At 35.5% G+C, this 16,891-nt stretch carries 23 protein-coding genes; 22 read left to right on the top strand and 1 reads right to left on the bottom strand.

What is annotated here, in order from left to right; all coding sequences use genetic code 11:
- The first annotated feature begins 13 nt into the window (after positions 1-13).
- From BLP68_RS01220 to BLP68_RS01160, 14 genes are all read left to right on the top strand, one after another.
- Positions 14-886, top strand: coding sequence for a GHMP family kinase ATP-binding protein (locus BLP68_RS01220; RefSeq protein WP_091539032.1), 873 nt, complete (start codon positions 14-16; stop codon positions 884-886).
- A gap of 18 nt (positions 887-904) precedes the next feature.
- Positions 905-1,525, top strand: a complete 621-nt coding sequence (locus BLP68_RS01215; RefSeq protein WP_091539029.1) for a precorrin-8X methylmutase — start codon at positions 905-907, stop codon at positions 1,523-1,525.
- 10 nt (positions 1,526-1,535) lie between these two features.
- Positions 1,536-2,657 (top strand): cobalt-precorrin-5B (C(1))-methyltransferase CbiD, encoded by a 1,122-nt coding sequence (gene cbiD / locus BLP68_RS01210; protein WP_091539027.1) that lies wholly within the window; start codon positions 1,536-1,538, stop codon positions 2,655-2,657.
- On the top strand, positions 2,650-3,270 hold the full coding sequence (gene cbiE / locus BLP68_RS01205) for a precorrin-6y C5,15-methyltransferase (decarboxylating) subunit CbiE (protein ID WP_091539025.1): 621 nt from the start codon (positions 2,650-2,652) through the stop codon (positions 3,268-3,270). Before cbiD ends, cbiE begins: the two co-directional genes overlap by 8 nt.
- Positions 3,263-3,871: a precorrin-6Y C5,15-methyltransferase (decarboxylating) subunit CbiT gene (gene cbiT / locus BLP68_RS01200; RefSeq protein WP_091539023.1), complete on the top strand. Its 609-nt coding sequence runs from the start codon at positions 3,263-3,265 to the stop codon at positions 3,869-3,871. Before cbiE ends, cbiT begins: the two co-directional genes overlap by 8 nt.
- Positions 3,861-4,562 (top strand): precorrin-2 C(20)-methyltransferase, encoded by a 702-nt coding sequence (cobI, locus tag BLP68_RS01195; protein ID WP_091539020.1) that lies wholly within the window; start codon positions 3,861-3,863, stop codon positions 4,560-4,562. Before cbiT ends, cobI begins: the two co-directional genes overlap by 11 nt.
- Before the next feature lie 14 nt (positions 4,563-4,576).
- On the top strand, positions 4,577-5,335 hold the full coding sequence (gene cobM / locus BLP68_RS01190) for a precorrin-4 C(11)-methyltransferase (protein WP_091539018.1): 759 nt from the start codon (positions 4,577-4,579) through the stop codon (positions 5,333-5,335).
- A complete protein-coding gene (gene cbiG, locus BLP68_RS01185) occupies positions 5,332-6,381 on the top strand; it encodes a cobalt-precorrin 5A hydrolase (RefSeq protein WP_091539016.1) in 1,050 nt (349 codons plus the stop codon). Before cobM ends, cbiG begins: the two co-directional genes overlap by 4 nt.
- Positions 6,378-7,121, top strand: coding sequence for a precorrin-3B C(17)-methyltransferase (gene cobJ / locus BLP68_RS01180; protein ID WP_091539014.1), 744 nt, complete (start codon positions 6,378-6,380; stop codon positions 7,119-7,121). Before cbiG ends, cobJ begins: the two co-directional genes overlap by 4 nt.
- Positions 7,118-7,891, top strand: coding sequence for a precorrin-6A reductase (gene cobK, locus BLP68_RS01175; protein ID WP_091539012.1), 774 nt, complete (start codon positions 7,118-7,120; stop codon positions 7,889-7,891). The genes cobJ and cobK overlap by 4 nt, the downstream gene beginning before the upstream one ends.
- Before the next feature lie 25 nt (positions 7,892-7,916).
- Complete coding sequence (locus BLP68_RS21570) at positions 7,917-8,060, top strand: hypothetical protein (protein WP_176758813.1); 144 nt, start codon at positions 7,917-7,919, stop codon at positions 8,058-8,060.
- Between the two features lie 343 nt (positions 8,061-8,403).
- Positions 8,404-8,592 (top strand): hypothetical protein, encoded by a 189-nt coding sequence (locus BLP68_RS01170; RefSeq protein WP_091539009.1) that lies wholly within the window; start codon positions 8,404-8,406, stop codon positions 8,590-8,592.
- Between the two features lie 177 nt (positions 8,593-8,769).
- Positions 8,770-9,270: a hypothetical protein gene (locus tag BLP68_RS01165; RefSeq protein ID WP_091539007.1), complete on the top strand. Its 501-nt coding sequence runs from the start codon at positions 8,770-8,772 to the stop codon at positions 9,268-9,270.
- A gap of 126 nt (positions 9,271-9,396) precedes the next feature.
- Positions 9,397-9,570 carry a sigma factor G inhibitor Gin gene (locus BLP68_RS01160; RefSeq protein WP_176758812.1) on the top strand — a complete coding sequence of 58 codons (174 nt, stop codon included), beginning with the start codon at positions 9,397-9,399 and terminating at the stop codon, positions 9,568-9,570.
- Between the two features lie 34 nt (positions 9,571-9,604).
- Here BLP68_RS01160 and BLP68_RS21565 read toward each other — a convergent pair whose 3' ends face one another.
- Entirely contained in the window at positions 9,605-9,775 is a 171-nt protein-coding gene (locus BLP68_RS21565) for a hypothetical protein (protein ID WP_176758811.1), read from the bottom strand.
- Positions 9,776-10,095: 320 nt separating this feature from the next.
- On the opposite strand from BLP68_RS21565, the gene BLP68_RS01155 reads away from it, so the two are divergent.
- The 8 genes from BLP68_RS01155 to BLP68_RS01120 form a co-directional block, all read left to right on the top strand.
- Positions 10,096-11,565 (top strand): aminotransferase class I/II-fold pyridoxal phosphate-dependent enzyme, encoded by a 1,470-nt coding sequence (locus tag BLP68_RS01155; protein ID WP_091539002.1) that lies wholly within the window; start codon positions 10,096-10,098, stop codon positions 11,563-11,565.
- Positions 11,566-11,569: 4 nt separating this feature from the next.
- On the top strand, positions 11,570-12,235 hold the full coding sequence (gene tmk / locus BLP68_RS01150; RefSeq protein WP_176758810.1) for a dTMP kinase: 666 nt from the start codon (positions 11,570-11,572) through the stop codon (positions 12,233-12,235).
- Positions 12,207-12,536 (top strand): cyclic-di-AMP receptor, encoded by a 330-nt coding sequence (locus BLP68_RS01145; protein ID WP_091539001.1) that lies wholly within the window; start codon positions 12,207-12,209, stop codon positions 12,534-12,536. The genes tmk and BLP68_RS01145 overlap by 29 nt, the downstream gene beginning before the upstream one ends.
- 17 nt (positions 12,537-12,553) lie before the next feature.
- Entirely contained in the window at positions 12,554-13,534 is a 981-nt protein-coding gene (gene holB, locus BLP68_RS01140) for a DNA polymerase III subunit delta' (RefSeq protein WP_091538998.1), read from the top strand.
- Positions 13,534-14,424 (top strand): PSP1 domain-containing protein, encoded by an 891-nt coding sequence (locus BLP68_RS01135; protein ID WP_091538996.1) that lies wholly within the window; start codon positions 13,534-13,536, stop codon positions 14,422-14,424. Before holB ends, BLP68_RS01135 begins: the two co-directional genes overlap by 1 nt.
- A 209-nt stretch (positions 14,425-14,633) precedes the next feature.
- The gene (locus tag BLP68_RS01130) at positions 14,634-15,269 is read left to right on the top strand and encodes a peroxiredoxin family protein (protein WP_091538994.1); all 636 of its coding nucleotides are present in this window, start codon (positions 14,634-14,636) and stop codon (positions 15,267-15,269) included.
- 94 nt (positions 15,270-15,363) lie between these two features.
- Positions 15,364-16,095, top strand: coding sequence for an RNA polymerase sigma-I factor (sigI, locus tag BLP68_RS01125; RefSeq protein WP_091538992.1), 732 nt, complete (start codon positions 15,364-15,366; stop codon positions 16,093-16,095).
- A 2-nt stretch (positions 16,096-16,097) separates the two neighbouring features.
- Positions 16,098-16,891, top strand: a 794-nt coding sequence (locus BLP68_RS01120) for an anti-sigma factor domain-containing protein (protein WP_143003036.1), incomplete at its 3' end; no start/stop codon positions are given.

Here is a 16,891-nt window from a genome sequence, read left to right as displayed (position 1 = left end):
ATGAGGTATATTTATGATACAAGCCCTTTGTCCCGCCTCCTGTGGAGAGTTAATTCAAGGATGGATCCATGGCAGTGAAAAATTAATTTCCTATAGTATAAACTGCTATAGTCTTGTATCCCTAACAGAAGGAAGAAGACAGGAAAGCAATTCCTTAACCAAAGCCTATAAAATGATAAATAAGGTATTTGAATATTATAAAGTCCCAAGTCGTCAGTCTAAGGGTCTTAAGCTTGAGAAGCAGTCCTACATACCTGTTGGCAAGGGAATGGCCAGCAGTACGGCAGATTTAGCCGCTACAGCCCTGGCTACCGCAGCTTATTTAGGTAAAAAGATATCACAGGCTGAAATTGCCTCTCTTTGTGTTGAAATAGAGCCTACAGATAGTATAATATTTTCTGATATTACCTTATTTGACCATCTACAAGGAGCTTTTATAAAGCATTACGGATCAAATCCAGAGGGTAAATTATTACTACTGGAGGGAAGGCAGGCCATAGACACCATCGAGTTTCGAAGGACTAAAATGACTACTATTTTAAAGGAACAAGGACCTAAACTACAAAAGGCCCTGCAATTGTTTGAAGAGGGAGTTAAAACTCAAGATTTTAAAAAAATGGCTGAGGCGGCAACGATTAGTTCCTTAGCAAATCAAGCCATCCTTTATAAGGACGGACTGGAGGAAATAATTGAGCTTTCCTGCAATATGGGTGCATTTGGTGTAAATATTGCCCATAGCGGCTCTGTAGTAGGAATATTGTATGAAGACAGATACTTTGATCAAGAGGCCTTTATAAGATTGATAAAAGGTAAAGAATACTTTATAAAAAACTATGAATCTATTCAGCAATATGAAATGGTACAGGGAGGGGCAGTATTAATTTAAATTAAAGGAGGGAAAGACTTGGAATATATTAAAGAGCCAATGGAAATAGAAGAACGAAGCTTTAAGATAATAACTGAAGAATTAGGCGATAAAGTCTTCGAAGAAAGAGAAGGTAAAATAATAAAAAGAATTATTCATACTACAGCAGACTTTGAGTTTGCAGATATTACAGTAATACATTCTGATGCCGTTGAAGCAGCGTTAGAGGCACTTAATGGAGGCTGTCGAATCTATACAGATACAAAAATGGCCCTTTCAGGAATCAATAAAAAGAAACTAACTCAGCTTAATTGTCAGGTATATTGCCTGGTGGATGATGAAGAGGTGGCTAAGGAAGCCAAAGACAGAGGCATTACCCGTTCAATTGTAGCAATGGAAAAGGCCCTTACAGATAAAGAAACAAAAATTTTTGTTATTGCAAATGCACCGACAGCTTTATTTACATTATGTCAGCAGATGAAAGTAGGTGAGGTTAAACCCTATTTGGTGGTGGGTGTACCTGTTGGATTTGTTGGAGCCAGTGAATCTAAAGAAGTGCTGTTGAAACAGAATGTGCCATACATCACCGTTAAGGGGAGGAAGGGCGGTAGTACAGTAGGTGCAGCAATTATTAATGCACTGATGTATATGATTGAATAAGGAGTAAGCCATGTTAAATAAATATGTTATGAAAAATGGAAAGAAGCTCAGGTACGGATATACCACAGGTTCCTGTGCAGCTGCCGCCTCTAAGGCAGCAGCCCAAATATTACTAAGTCAACATAGCATTAACAATATTGAAATAGACACACCAAAGGGATGGAGATTGATGTTGCCTGTTAAGGACATTGTCTTTGATAAAGAAAAAGCATCCTGCAGCATAATTAAGGACGGTGGCGATGACCCAGATGCCACCACTGGATTAAGCATATACAGTCAGATTAAATGGAGAAGGGATAACATAATTTCTATAGATGGTGGAATAGGAGTAGGGAGAGTAACTAAAAAAGGGTTGCCTATTGAAGTTGGAAGGGCAGCTATTAATCCTATCCCCCTACGAATGATTGAGGCAGAAGTAAGGCAAGTCATTGGAGAACATAGAGGAGCTAACATTGAAATATCTGTTCCTAAGGGTGCTGTTATTGCCGAGAAAACCTTTAATCCTCGAATGGGTATAATAGGTGGTATTTCAATACTTGGCACATCTGGAATAGTTGAACCAATGTCTGAAGAGGCCTTTAAAGAGTCCTTATCCATTGAAATGAACTTACTAATAGAAGATGGCATTACAAAGCTAGTTATGGTGCCTGGCAACTATGGTAGAGATCTGGCCTTAGATAAGCTGCATATTGATAATAAATATATTTTTAAGTTTAGCAATTTTATAGGATACATTTTAGATGATGCTTTAGACAAAAAAATAGAAAAAATATTGTTAATTGGACATATAGGAAAAATCATCAAGGTGGCAGGAGGGATTTTCCATACCCACAGCAAGGTGGCCGATGGAAGATTGGAAATATTAACTGCGCATCTAGCTCTTATGGGTGCAGCTCCAAGTGAGCTTGAAGTAATAATGAATAGTAATACCACAGAGGAAGCTGTTGAATGGGTAAAAAAATATGGATATGAAGAAGTGTTTACAGTTCTAGCAAAAAAGATAACAGAAAAATCCATTCAGCGAACCTATGGTGAAATTCAAATTGGAACGATTATATTTTCCATGGAGGAGGGCATCCTGGGGATTTGTCCTTCGGGCAAAATATTGATGGAGGAATTTAAACATGAATAAGCTCTACGTAATTGGTATTGGCCCCGGAAATCGAGATTATATCCTACCCCTTGCCCATAAAACAATTAATCACTGCCAAATACTAATTGGAGGCAAAAGAAATTTAAATAGCTTTCCTGCTTTTGAAGGAGAGCGGGTTATAATTGGAAAAGACTTAAACACTGTTGTAGACTTAATAAAATTAAACCTCAGCAGTAAAAAAATAGGGGTTATAGTTTCAGGGGATACTGGCTTTTACAGTATGCTGGATTATTTGAAAAAATTCTTTGAAGAGGATCAGCTGGAGGTAATACCAGGAATCAGCTCCTTTCAGTACCTCTTTGCTAAGGTTAAAAAACCATGGCATCAAACCCTTTTAATGAGCCTTCATGGAAGAAGGGATGATTATATTACAAAGTTAAGGGATAAGGCTTCTATTACCCTATTAACCGATAGCATTTATACGCCAGATATAATTGCTAAGGAGCTTATGGAAGCAGGGTTAGATGAAGTGGAGATGATCGTGGGGGAAAACCTCTCATATGAAGAGGAAAGAATTATAAGGGGAAACCCCCTTGCAGTACTGGAGGCAAAACCCTATAAAATGGCAGTGGTGGTGATTTTAAATGAATAAAAAATGGGGCTATTCAACCTCCGGAATACCAGATAAGGAATTTATTCGAGGTAATGTTCCAATGACTAAGGAAGAAATACGGGCAATTGTAATGGGTAAGCTCCGCTTGGAGGAGGACAGCCTTCTTGTTGATGTGGGGGCTGGAACTGGATCTGTATCCATAGAGGCGGCATTAAGAAGCCAAGGAGGAAAAGTACTTGCTATTGAATGCAAAGAAGAAGCTATAAACCTTATCAATAAAAACAAAGAGGCCTTTGGAGTTGAGAACTTAATAATTCATAAAGGGAGAGCAGGAGAAATAATAAAAACCCTATCAAGCTTCAATAGAATCTTTATTGGAGGCAGCGGAGGGGAAATGGAGGACATTATTAAAGACGCTTCAATTAGGCTTTCTGCAGGAGGAAGAATAGTAATAACCTCTGTAACCATAGAAAGCACTTCCTGTGCTCTTAACCTACTGAAAGAATATTCCTTTGAAGAAATTGATTTGGTAACCATTACAGTAGCTCGAGGCAAAAATACAGGAAACTATACACTGATGGAGGGACAGAATCCCATAACAATTCTATCAGCCACAAGGGGGAATCTGAATGAAGAGTAGATTCATTGGAATAGGCATTGGGCCAGGTGATCCAGAGCTATTAACAGTTAAGGCAGTTAAAGAAATAGAAAAGGCATCCATCATAGTGGTGCCCTGCAGTAAATCCAAAGAAAGCACAGCATTAAATATTGCTAAGGAGTATATTAACGAAAGCGCCTCCATATTGGAGATGATATTTCCAATGGTCTATTGTGAATATACTCTAAAAAAAGCATGGCAGGAAAATATAAATACTATTACTAAACATTTAGAAGAGGGTAAGGATGTTGCTTTTCTAACCTTAGGAGATCCAATGGTTTATAGCACCTTTATTTATGTTATGAAAGCTATAAAGGACTTAGGATTTTACGTAGAGTCAATACCAGGAATCACTTCTTTTTGTGCTGTTGCTAACCGTGCTTTATTACCACTGGCAGAAGGAGATGAAGCATTTACCGTAATTCCTTTAAATGAAAAGAAGGAACATTTAGAAAAATCTCTACAGGATGGAAAGAATGTAGTAGTTCTAAAGGCATCCCACGACCCAGTGGGTCTTGCAGAAGTTATAAAAAGAAATAAACTTGAGGATTCCTTCATTATGTGCTCCAACTGCGGAAAGAAAAATGAAAAAATAACTTCAAATATACAGGATTTAAATATAACAAAGGTTCCATATTTTTCTACGGTAATAATTAAAAATAAAAAAAAATAAAGGAGGATAGAAACATGACAAAAGTATACTTTATTGGTGCAGGACCAGGTGATCCAAAGCTTATTACCTTGAAAGGACATGAGGTGATTAAAAGGGCAGATGTAATTATTTATGCAGGGTCACTAGTCAATCCTGAGGTTATTGCCCATGGCAAAAGTAGTGCTGCTGTATACAATAGCGCATCCATGACCCTAAAAGAGGTTTTAGAAGTAATGAAGGTGGCAGTAGAAGAAGGGTTAATAGTAGCCAGAGTTCATACAGGAGATCCCAGTATATATGGAGCTATTCGAGAACAGATGGATGCTCTAGAAGCTCTTTCCATCAGCTACGAAGTTATACCAGGAGTCAGCTCCTTTGTTGCCTCGGCTGCAGCACTGAAGAAGGAGTTAACCTTACCGGAGGTTTCCCAGACGGTAATTTTAACTCGAATGGAGGGAAGAACAGCGGTTCCAGCAGAAGAAAGCTTAAGATCGCTAGCCAAGCATCAAGCAACCATGGCTATTTTCCTATCGGTTCATATGATTGAGGAGGTGGTGGCAGAGCTAGCTTCAGCCTATTCAAAGGATACCCCCATTGCAGTGGTTCAAAAAGCCAGTTGGCCAGAGGAGAAAATCATAATAGGGACATTAGAAAACATTGCCGAGAAGGTAAAGGAGGCCGGGGTCACAAAAACAGCCCAAATACTTGTAGGAAATTTCCTAGGAGATCAATATGAATTATCAAAGCTCTATGATGAAAAATTTTCACACCAATATAGGGAAGGCAAGCTATGAAAACAGCCATATTTACTTTAACAAAGGGAGGGAAGGCACAGGGACTAAGGTTAAAGGAGTTTATTCCTGATGCCAAGATATATGTTAAACCCCAACTAAAATACCCTGAAGATGAAACCCTTCCTCTGATAGAACCTATAGCATCTATAGTAGAAAAAAACTTCAATGAAAATGACCTATTGATTTTTATCATGGCAACAGGGATTGTTGTACGGTTAATTGCGCCTTTTTTGAAGCACAAAGCCAAGGACCCAGCCCTTCTGGTGATGGATGAAGCAGGAAAAAACCTAATTAGTCTTCTTGCAGGTCATACGGGGGGAGCAAATGAATGGACCCTGAAATTAGCCGATTTAATAAAGGCAAACCCAGTTATTACAACAGCCTCAGACACATTAGGTATAGAAGCAGTAGATACCTTTTGCAAAAACAATCATCTTAATTTATCCAATTGGTCCCTTGCTAAGGAAATCACAGCCTATCTAATTAACGGGGGTGCAATCCCTGTCTATATAGAAAGTGCAGACATAAATCCAACTCTTCCCCATAATTATTATAGAGTAAAGGATAAAAAGGAATTGAAAGAAAAGCCCTTTGGACTTTTCATCGGAAACAACCCAACCCTTGAGTTGCCCAATAATATACTTCAGTTATTCCCCAAAAATCTCGTTATTGGAATAGGTTGTAGAAGGGGAATAGCTAAAGAGCTTTTAATGAAGGAGCTTATCATCAGCTTAGAAGAAATTAATAAGTTCATTTATAGCATAGTTAAAATTGCCACTGTAGATGTCAAAAAAGATGAAAAAGCCCTTCAGGAAGTAGCGTCGGAGCTGAAGGTGCCTATAGAGATAATCCATAGAGATAAGCTGAGGGAAGTGGAGAATTTATTTCAGACCTCGGAATTTGTACAAAGAACCATTGGTGTAGGAAGTGTGGCGGAGCCCTGCGCCTACTTGGGTAGTAATGGTGGTAAAATGCTATTAAAAAAACGAAAAAATAATGGAATAACCATTTCTATTGCAGAAATGAATATGGAGGTGAAGGTATGACAAAAGTTAAGGGAAGGGTTGCAGTAGTAGGACTGGGCCCAGGGGATTTAGACTATATGATACCAGCCGTATATAAGGCCATACAGGGGGCTGAGGTGGTAATTGGCTATAAAACCTATATAGATTTAATAAAGCCTTTACTAGAGGGTAAGCAGGTTATTAATAATGGAATGAGAAAAGAGATAGAGAGATGTCAGCTGGCTGTAGAAATGGCTGAGGAAGGTAAAAATGTAGTTTTAGTTAGCAGCGGTGACCCAGGTATTTACGGGATGGCGGGGGCTTTACTGGAGGTTAAGGAAGAAAAGAATAGTGAAATTGATGTGGAAATATTGCCCGGTATAACAGCTGTTAGTGGGGCTGCTGCCTCCTTAGGGGCACCTTTAATGCATGACTTTGTGGTAATTAGTCTAAGCGATCTTCTAACTGAGTGGGAAGTAATTAAAAAACGCCTATATCATGCGGCTGCAGGGGATTTTGTTGTGGCATTATATAATCCCAAAAGCATGGGGCGTACCACTCAAATTCAGGAAGCAGTGGAAATTTTACTTCGCCATCGAAATGAAGAAACACCTGTGGGAATTGTAAAAAATGCAAAACGGCATGGGGAAAAAGTAGTAGTTACCACCTTAGGTAAAATGCTTAAAGAAGAAATTGATATGACAACCGTTGTTATAATAGGTAATTCAAACACCTACATTAAAAATGGAAAAATCATAACACCCAGGGGCTACAGTCTATGATTTTAGCCCTCTGCGGAACATCAGAAGCCCATAAGCTATTAAGATGCTTGGAGAAAAGAAAATATAAGACTATCGCCACAGTTACAACAGACTATGGAGAAAAATGCCTGGAAAATTTCTTGGATGTTGAAATTATAAAGGGAAGAATAGGAGAAGCTGACTTAAGACAGCTGGTGCAAGAAAGGGAAATTAAATCAATTATTGATGTTACTCACCCCTACGCAAATGTAATATCTACTATTGCACAAAAAATATCTAAAGAAAGAAAAATTCTCTATTTACGCTATGAAAGAAAAGAAACAAAATTGAACAAAGATACGTTAATTACAAAAGTGGTTGACTTTAGCCAAGCAGCTCAAGTGGCCAGTAGGGTTAAAGGAAGAATTTTTTTAACTACAGGCAGTAAAAATATTTCTATATTTACAGATAAAATAGACGTTAGTCGAATGGTAATAAGGGTTCTACCTCTTTCTAATATAATTAAAAATTGCGAAGAATATGGCTTTTCACCAGATAATATAATTGCTATGAAGGGACCCTTTAGTGAAGAACTAAATAAACAAATGTTCATTCACTATAAAGCCTCTGTTGTCATAACAAAGGATAGTGGCGAAGCAGGTGGTACATTAGAAAAAATTAATGCTGCAAAAGAGCTTGAACTACCTATTATTTTAGTAGGTAGGCCTAAAACTCATTATGGTGAAGCTTTTGATGACTTAAATGATTTAATAAATAAATTAGAAAATTGGTATAAACCTCCTATTTGGTAAGCATACTACTGTGGGAGGTGTTACTATGAAAAATGAAAACCATCAAGATGTACGAAGCATGAACTTTGCAAACCTAACTCAAGAGCAATTGACACAATTAAAAAAAGCAGAAGATGAAATTAATTCTAATAGAGAGAATAAAGTTTTTTTAATGGCGATGATTGATTAGTTCATCTTTAATTTTCTTGGTAGGGGCGGGCACCCTGTCCGCCAAATCTTCAAAAATATTCCATGCTTTTCCATTATATTTAAACCCACTATTAAAGCCTTTTTATATTTAACTATCCATTTGCATTCATAAAACCTCCTATCAATATTCAACATTTTACTCTTATTTCTCCTATTTATTAATTATTTTGCTAAATTAGTGCCTATTGCCCAATAATATGAGAAGGATTTTTTTGATTTTCGACGAATCTTATTATTATGTGACGACTTTCCAATTAAAATGTTAATAACAAAAAAATTTGTATGTTAAGAGTAAAAATTGCTAAGTAGGAGGATTAATTATTATGTTTAGCCATATAGTATCTATTTTATTTTTGATATTATTAATAATACCAATTGGTATTTTTATATTAACCCTCTATAACCTAACAATCGAAGAAATGAGAAAAAGCGAAATGTCAAAGGAAATATTACATAGTTATGAAGCCACCAACGAGATGCCAGCAAAACAACATTTAAAGCTAGTAAAGTAACTCCCTTGTTAAATAACAAATAACAAATGGGGTTATTTTTTTTACCGTTATTTACTCTTGTCGGGTTAAAGCTTTAATGATATTATTGGATAGTAATTGGGAAGAAAAAAACTTGCTGATTATAGAGCCATTAGTATTCTTCAAGAAGTTGGTGGCTAGTTAAAAGGAGGAAGCTTTATGTCAACACTTATACGCCATACAGCTAGTGAGCCCCAAAAGCCTTTATGGAAGATAATTATTTATATTATAGGAATAGTTTTAGCAATTAACTATCTAGTTGAATTAACTAATTTGCTTCCTAAAAATATAGCTGCAATTGCCAGTGTCCTTGTGCTAATTCTCACAGCAGCACTATGTTCCTACGTTATTAATCGAAAATTGGCGAAATACACATATTTGTTCATCGAGAATGAACTTGTTTTTTATAAGCAAATAGGCAAGAGGGAAAACAAAGTTATAGATGTAAAAACCTGGGAAATGGAATGGATTAAACCGTTACATGAGGTAAATCAAAAAATCAAATATAAAAAAACCTATTGGATGTCTTGTCGATTTAGAGGTCCTAGTGTATATGCGGCCCAATTTAAAAGAAACAATCATTTATATAGAGTTGTTTTTCAGCCTAATGAGTCACTTCACAAGGAACTATATAGGCAAATAAAGGTTAATAATAAATAATTGCTTTATAATCCATCATTTCAAATTTTTCTATAACATTGTACGAGATATAGGAATAAACTGATATAGATAGGGAAATAATACTAGGTAAAACATGTATAGTAAATTGGAATGGAGCTGGTGGATGTGAAGGATGAAAAGCTTCAATGTTTCATTTGCAATCATCAAGATAATACTGGCATAGCATTATTGAATCAGTTTATCTGTAGTCGTTGTGAGAGAAAAATAGTAAATACATCTCCAAGTCAAATAAAGTACCAATTATTTAAGGAAAAAATTAAGCTGCTTTGGGCGAGATAAGGGACTACTAATTAGTAGTCCCTTATCTTAATAGTTATTCATCAAACCCAGTTAAATTCTTGAAGTTGTTTTTGTCAATTTTATTTCTTTCGCTCTTAACTTGATCGACAGAAATATTAAACATATGGGAAATCTCCATATCAGATTTTTGATTTCCATAGGTTATAATGAAATCCTTTAAGGTTTTGATCTGATTATCCTTCATGAAAACACATCCTAACATTATAGAGATTTTAAATACAGTATAGAGCTTAAGCACAATACACGCTATTACAGGGTAAAAGAAACAACCCTAAATATATTGTTCCATTTTAATAATACTTTTATCCAAGTTAAAGGAAAAAATTTCTTGTATAAAATGTCAGTACCAAAAAGGAAAGTTTGTTTACCAATCAGTTATATTTTTAATACTTTAGATATGGTATAATTTCGGTAATGTCAATAAAGTTTTAGTAGATACAGTTTAAATGTATAGTTCGTTCTTTATAGGTGTTGTATTATATACAAGCTTTCAGGAGGAGTATTATGGGACAGGTGCCTATTGTAGATCAATTAATTAATTTAAAAAAGCAAGATATTGTATCCTTCCATGTGCCAGGTCATAAAAGTGGTAATATATACAGTAGATTCAATTATAAAAATTTTAAACAGGTTCTAGTAGATATTGATACAACAGAAATACCAGGAACAGATAATCTACATAAATCAGATGGTTGTATTAAGGAGGCACAGCTTAGAGCAGCGGAAGTATTTAGTAGCGAAGAAACCTTTTTTCTTGTAAATGGAAGCACCTCGGGTATATATAGCATGATTATGGCTGCCACTAAACCCGGGGATAAAGTGATAGTTGGTAGAAACTGTCATCAATCAGTTATAAATAGTATTTTTTTAGGTGATTTACAACCTATATACATTTATCCAGAGGTGGATAAACATCAGGGTATTGCATTAGGTATATCGCCATGTTCAATAGAGCGGCTTATTCAAGACAATCCAGATGTAAAAGCTGTTTTAATTACCTACCCTACCTATCAAGGGATTGCGTGTAGCTTAAAAAAAATATCTGATATAGTACATAAATATGATAAAATACTACTAGTAGATGAAGCACATGGGGCCCATTTAGGACTAAGCAATAGATTGCCTGATACAGCATTAAAATGTGGAGCAGATGCTGTAGTGCAAAGCACCCATAAATCACTTCCAGCCCTGACACAAAGCTCGATGCTTCACATACAAGGGAATAGAATTGATAGAGATAAATTAAGATTTATGCTGAGGATGCATCAAAGCAGCAGTCCCTCCTATATACTAATGGCATCTTTAGATATGGCAACAATGATTTACAAATCTAAAGGAAAGCAATTAATGGAAGAACTACTGGAAAACATAGAATACTTAAAAATCAAATTACAGAAGGTTGTAGGATTAGATATTTTAGGGGAAGAGATAGTGGGAAGAAATTATGTTGAAGCAGTTGACCCCACTAGATTGTGGATTAGCATGCAGCAATATAATGTGAGTGGACACCAGCTAGAGCAGCAATTAAGAGAGAAGTTCCATATTCAAATGGAGCTATCTAACCTATATGGCACTCTTGCCATTACCACCATAGGAAATCAAAAGAGAGATTTTGATAGACTGTATAAGGGTATATATGAAATAGGGAAGGGATTGAAAGTTATAAAATCAGAAAAAACCTCCTACAGTAGCTACAGTACCCCTAAAGTAGTGTATAGCCCAAAAGAAGCTTTTTATAGTAATAAAATGACATTACCTATTGATAATAGTGAAGGATTCATTAGTGGTGAGTATATTATACCTTTTCCACCTGGAATACCTTTGGTCATACCTGGAGAAGTAATTAGCAATGAAATTATACAAAATTTAAAAGCCATGAAGGAAGAAGGCATTGAAATATTGGGACTAAAGCATAATAATTGTGAATATATTGATGTTATAGATAATGAGTTAGTCCCAGCTACAATGAGGTGACGATATGAATATAAAAGGAAAATTTATCACTATTGAGGGCATGGATGGAGCTGGTAAAACAACTCAAATACGATTTATGAAGGAATATTTAGAGGATAGGGGTTTTAAGGTTCTGCTAACAAGAGAACCAGGTGGAACCATCATAGGAGAGAAGATAAGGGAAGTAATTCTCGATAACAGCCATAAGGAAATGGATTCAGTAACTGAGGCCCTCTTATATGCAGCATCAAGAGCACAGCATGTTTCACAAATAATATTACCTGCATTACAACGAGGAGAATTAGTCCTATGTGATCGTTATGTAGACTCAAGTATGGTTTACCAAGGGAAAGGAAGAGATTTAGGCTATAAACCAATTAAAAAGATAAATGACTTTGCAACACAAGGGCTAGAGCCAGATTTGACTATTTTATTTGATATTGATCCTCAGCTTGGCCTACAAAGAATTAGTTCAAGAGGCAAAGGAGATCGGCTTGAAGAAGAAAAGCTACAGTTCCATATAGCAGTTCATTCAGCCTATATGGATTTGGTAAAAATGTACCCCAAACGCATAAAAGTTATTAATGCTAATTGTGAAATACAAGAAATAAAAAAAGAAGTAGAGGAACTATTAAAAAATATTATAGAGGAGGGAAAGGACCATGAAATTATTGATTGCTATTGTTCATGATGATGATGTTCATCCATTATTGGAGGAGCTTACAGCTAAAGAGTTTAGAGTAACAAAGCTTGCTACCACAGGCGGATTCTTAAGGTCAGGAAATACTACCCTGCTAATCGGTGTAGAAGATGAAAAGGTTGATGCATTAATCGAAATTATCAGGGATAATTGTGAATCTAGAGAGCAGATAACTACATCACCAGCTCCCGTTTCAGGAACTGCAGGAGTATTTGTTCCCTATCCTATAGAAATTAAAGTTGGAGGAGCTACAATTTTTGTGGTTGACATCGAGAAGTATATTAAGCTGTAGAAGAGGAGGCTATAATAATGGCCTTTAAAGGGATTGTGGGTCAGGAAAGAATAATTGAATTATTATCTAAAGCATTATCAGATAAACAAACACCGCATGCATACTTGTTTGAAGGAGCAGAAGGGCTTGGGAAAAGAAGAGTAGCCTGTCAACTGGCAATGGGGATTGCCTGCACAGGAGAGATAAAGCCATGTCATCATTGTACAAGCTGTCTAAAATTAATCCACCGTAATCATCCAGAGGTTAAGTATATTGAAGATGAAGGAAGCAGTATAAAGATTGAAACTATCCGACAGCTACAAAAGGAAATACAGATGAAGCCCTACGAAGGGAAAAAGAAAATATTTATTATTAATCATGGGGAAAAGATGACTATACAAGCACAGAATGCACTGTTGAAAACACTTGAAGAACCGCCATCATATGGAACTATAATTCTAATAACAGCTAATTCCAGCAGCCTATTACCTACAATTGTATCTAGGTGCCAAGTTATAAAATTTAGACCCGTTGAGCTGGAAAAGATTCAAGACTATCTAATTAAATCGTTGGGTTTAACCTATGAAGAGGCTAAAATAAAAGCACTATTTTCTAATGGAATAATTGGCAATGCTCTAAAAATATTGGAAGATGAGGCTTTTGAGAAAAAAAGGGAAACTCTTATAGAAATTACCAGTGGGCTAATGAAGGGAAAATCCATTAACGTTCTAGAAAATGCAGGTTTGTTAGTAGCAGACAAAAAAGATATTAACGAGTTTTTAGACTTGCTTATTAGCTGGTACCGTGATTTAATGGTTTACAAAGAAACTAAGGAATATCATTTTATGATGAACTATGATAAAATAGAAGAAATCAATCAACAATCCAGTCGAATAGGGCTAAATGAATTAAGAGATATTATTTTTATAATAGAAGATACGAAAAACAAGCTGAAAAGCAATGTTAACTTACAACTTAATATTGAGGTTATGTTGCTAAAGATGCAGGAGGTATTATAATGGTAACAGTTGTTGGTGTCCGGTTTAAAAAAGCCGGTAAGATATATTACTTTGATCCAGAAGAAACAGGTGCACAAAAGCCTGATAGTGTTATAGTAGAAACTGCCCGTGGAATAGAATTCGGTGAAGTAGTTGTGGGACAAAAACAAGTTCCAGAAGAGGATATAGTTGCTCCATTAAAAAAAGTGCTTCGAGTTGTAACAGAGGAAGATATAATTAAACATAATTCAAATATAGAAAAAGAAAAAGCTGCCTTTGAAGCTTGTTTGGAGAAAATTAGAGTACATCAGTTGGAAATGAAGCTTATTGATGTAGAATATACCTTTGATAACAATAAAATTATATTCTATTTTACTGCCGATGGACGTGTAGATTTTAGAGAACTGGTGAAGGATTTAGCAGCTATTTTTAAAACTAGAATTGAGCTACGGCAAATTGGTGTTCGAGATGAGGCGAAAATGATAGGTGGAATAGGTCCCTGTGGAAAACCATTATGCTGTTCAACATGGCTTGGAGATTTTGAACCCGTATCAATAAAAATGGCCAAGGATCAAAGCTTGTCATTAAACCCTTCAAAGATTTCAGGTATATGTGGTAGGTTATTTTGCTGTTTGAAGTATGAACACAATTTATATCAAGAGATTGTAGATAAGCTACCTGGCCAAGGGTCTTTAGTAGAGACTATAGACGGTGAAGGAATTGTTATAGATACCAATGTTCTATTAGAACAAATTAAAGTTAAAATAAAGAATCAGCATGATCAATCTGAGGAAATAAAAACCTATGAATTCCACCAGGTTACTAAGATAAAAGACGAAACTAAAGCCCAGCTAGAAGAAGATTTGGATGAAGAGATTGTAAAAGAGCTTAAGCTTCTTGAAGAAGAATAATCAAAATGCAGACTGATCTAAAAGCCACAGATTCGAGGCGCAAGATAACCTAGCGAAGGCGGCGTATTTGAAATACGTAAGGGTGCTAGGTTTTTGAAGCAACGAAGAAGATGAGGTTTTTTCATCAGTTTGAAAAGGCCGGGAAACGGTCTTTTGTTTATTTAGCTAGCAAGTGGTAGACGATAGAAAATTATAAGAGGGTGTAACAAATGAAATTAAAGAAAATTGTAATAGTAGCTGTACTGCTAATTACATTATTTATTGTGGGCGGGTGCAGAAAAACAGTTGAAGAGCCAATTGATGAACAAGCTGGGAAGGCAAATGATTATCTTCTTCAAGAGGCTATTGAAGGAGATTTGGAAGAAATTGATGATGAAACAGAAGAAAATGAAAGTAGATTAGGTGTGCATATAGGTAACAAAGCACCTAGCTTTAAAATGCAGGATTATTTAGGAAGTGAAGTAGAGTTAGAAGACTATAAAGGTAAACCAGTTATCTTTACCTTCTGGGTAAGCTGGAGTGATATGGCCATAGATCAGTTGAAGGTTCTTGAAAATGTTTCACTGCTACTTGGAGAGGATGCAGCTTTTATTGGAGTTCATGTGGCGCCCTTTGATACATTAACAGAGGATGAAGCAGTAGAGCTAATTAAAAACAATAAATATAATATAAATATAGTTATTGATAATGAAGGAAAGGTACAGCAAGAGTATTATGTAGGCATTTATCCTACAACCTATATAATTGACCCGGAAGGCAGAATTGTAAAATCCTATACTACATTAGTTGAGGAAGATCAGATACTAGAAGACTTAGAATATATACTATCCCAATTCTTGCCGTAATTTTGGCGAGAATTTTTTACTATGCATTATTTTTAACTACTAATACATACCTATAAATTAGAGTATTTACGTAATCTATAGTGGAGGTGAAATGGTGACAAAACTTCTAAAGCAGCTGCTCAAGAAAGAAAAAACATTGGAGGAGAGGATAAGACTTATTCAATCTGGAGATCAAGCAGAAAGAAATAGGTTAATAAAAGAATATATTCCCTTCATTCAAAAAAACACCAGTAAACAGCTTGGAAAGTATGTTGACATGAATAATGATGATTTATATAGTGTTGGATTAATGGCCTTTAATGAGGCGTTAGATAAGTTTAACGAGGAAAAAGGTAGTTTTTTAAGTTTTGCATCAATGGTTATAAAAAGTCGTATTGTTGACCAACTAAGAAAGGATTCAAAGAACTCTAAGGAAGTATATCTTAGTCAATATAGTAACGAAGAAAACAATAATTTTGCTGAGGACTTAGTAGCTGTTGATAGCTTTGAAGCAAGTATAGAGGCTAAACTTGATATGGAACAGCTAGTTAAAGAAATGAATAGGTTTGGTGTTACACTAGATGACCTAATTAATCAGTCACCAAAACACTTTGATACAAGGCTTAAGGCAATTGAGATTAGCAGATTCGTATACGAGAGCAAGTCCTTAAAGGAAAAGCTTATGAGGACCTATAATTTGCCTGTAACAGACATTATTGCAGAACTACATATTAGCAAAAAAGTTATCCAAAGGAGCAGGAAGTTTATTATTGCTCTGGTTTTGATACAAGATAGCAATCTAGATACAATGAAGCACTATATTTCTCAGATTGAAAGGAGGGGATAAGGGTGAATTACAAAGGCTGTGTTATGGAAATAAGGAATAATTCTATGGTTGTTATGACAGACCACTGTACCTTTGAAGAAATTAAGCTTAGAAAATCTATTATTATAGGTATGGAGATTGAATTTAGCACAGGTGATATAATCCAAAGGAATAGGGAAAGATTTAAAGGATTTGTGTTGATAGCGGCAGCTATTTTATTAGTTGTTGTTACTTCCTTATCTCTAGTGACCTATTGGGGAAATAATTTGCAGTCAGTGGCACTTCTTACAATAGATATTAATCCCAGTATTGCCATAGAAATAAATGAAAAGCAGCAGGTTATTAAAATTACACCCCTGAATGAAGAGGCAGGGTTGCTGTTAGCTGCCGATTTAAAAAAGCTCCATATTAAAGAAGCCTTTGATAAAATTATTGAAATGGCTGAAGATGAGGGTTATATTGAAAAAAACGGAGAAAATTATATTCTAATTACCTCTGTGAAGCTTAATAATAAAAATAAGTTATCTTTTCAAATAGATCAATTGGTTGAAGAACTAATTGATTTACAAGAGGATAAAAGAGATGATTTAGTGATGATTGCAAAGGAAGCAGATATTCATGTCCTAGAAAAAGCCAACAGAGAAAAAATTTCTGTAGGGAAAATGACTCTATATCAAGAAGTAGTAAAAGAGGGCAGTGAAGAAGGTTTACTGGATGATATTAAAACTAAGTCGGTAAAAGAATTACTGAAAAAAGAACACCCAGTGTTTGATCAACATCCCGGCTCAAAGAATTCAAATGATGATGCCAAAGAAGA

Source organism: Alkaliphilus peptidifermentans DSM 18978, assembly GCF_900101495.1.
Taxonomy (GTDB): Bacteria; Bacillota; Clostridia; order Peptostreptococcales; family Natronincolaceae; genus Alkaliphilus_C; species Alkaliphilus_C peptidifermentans.
This window is presented reverse-complemented; position numbering and strand designations above follow the sequence as displayed.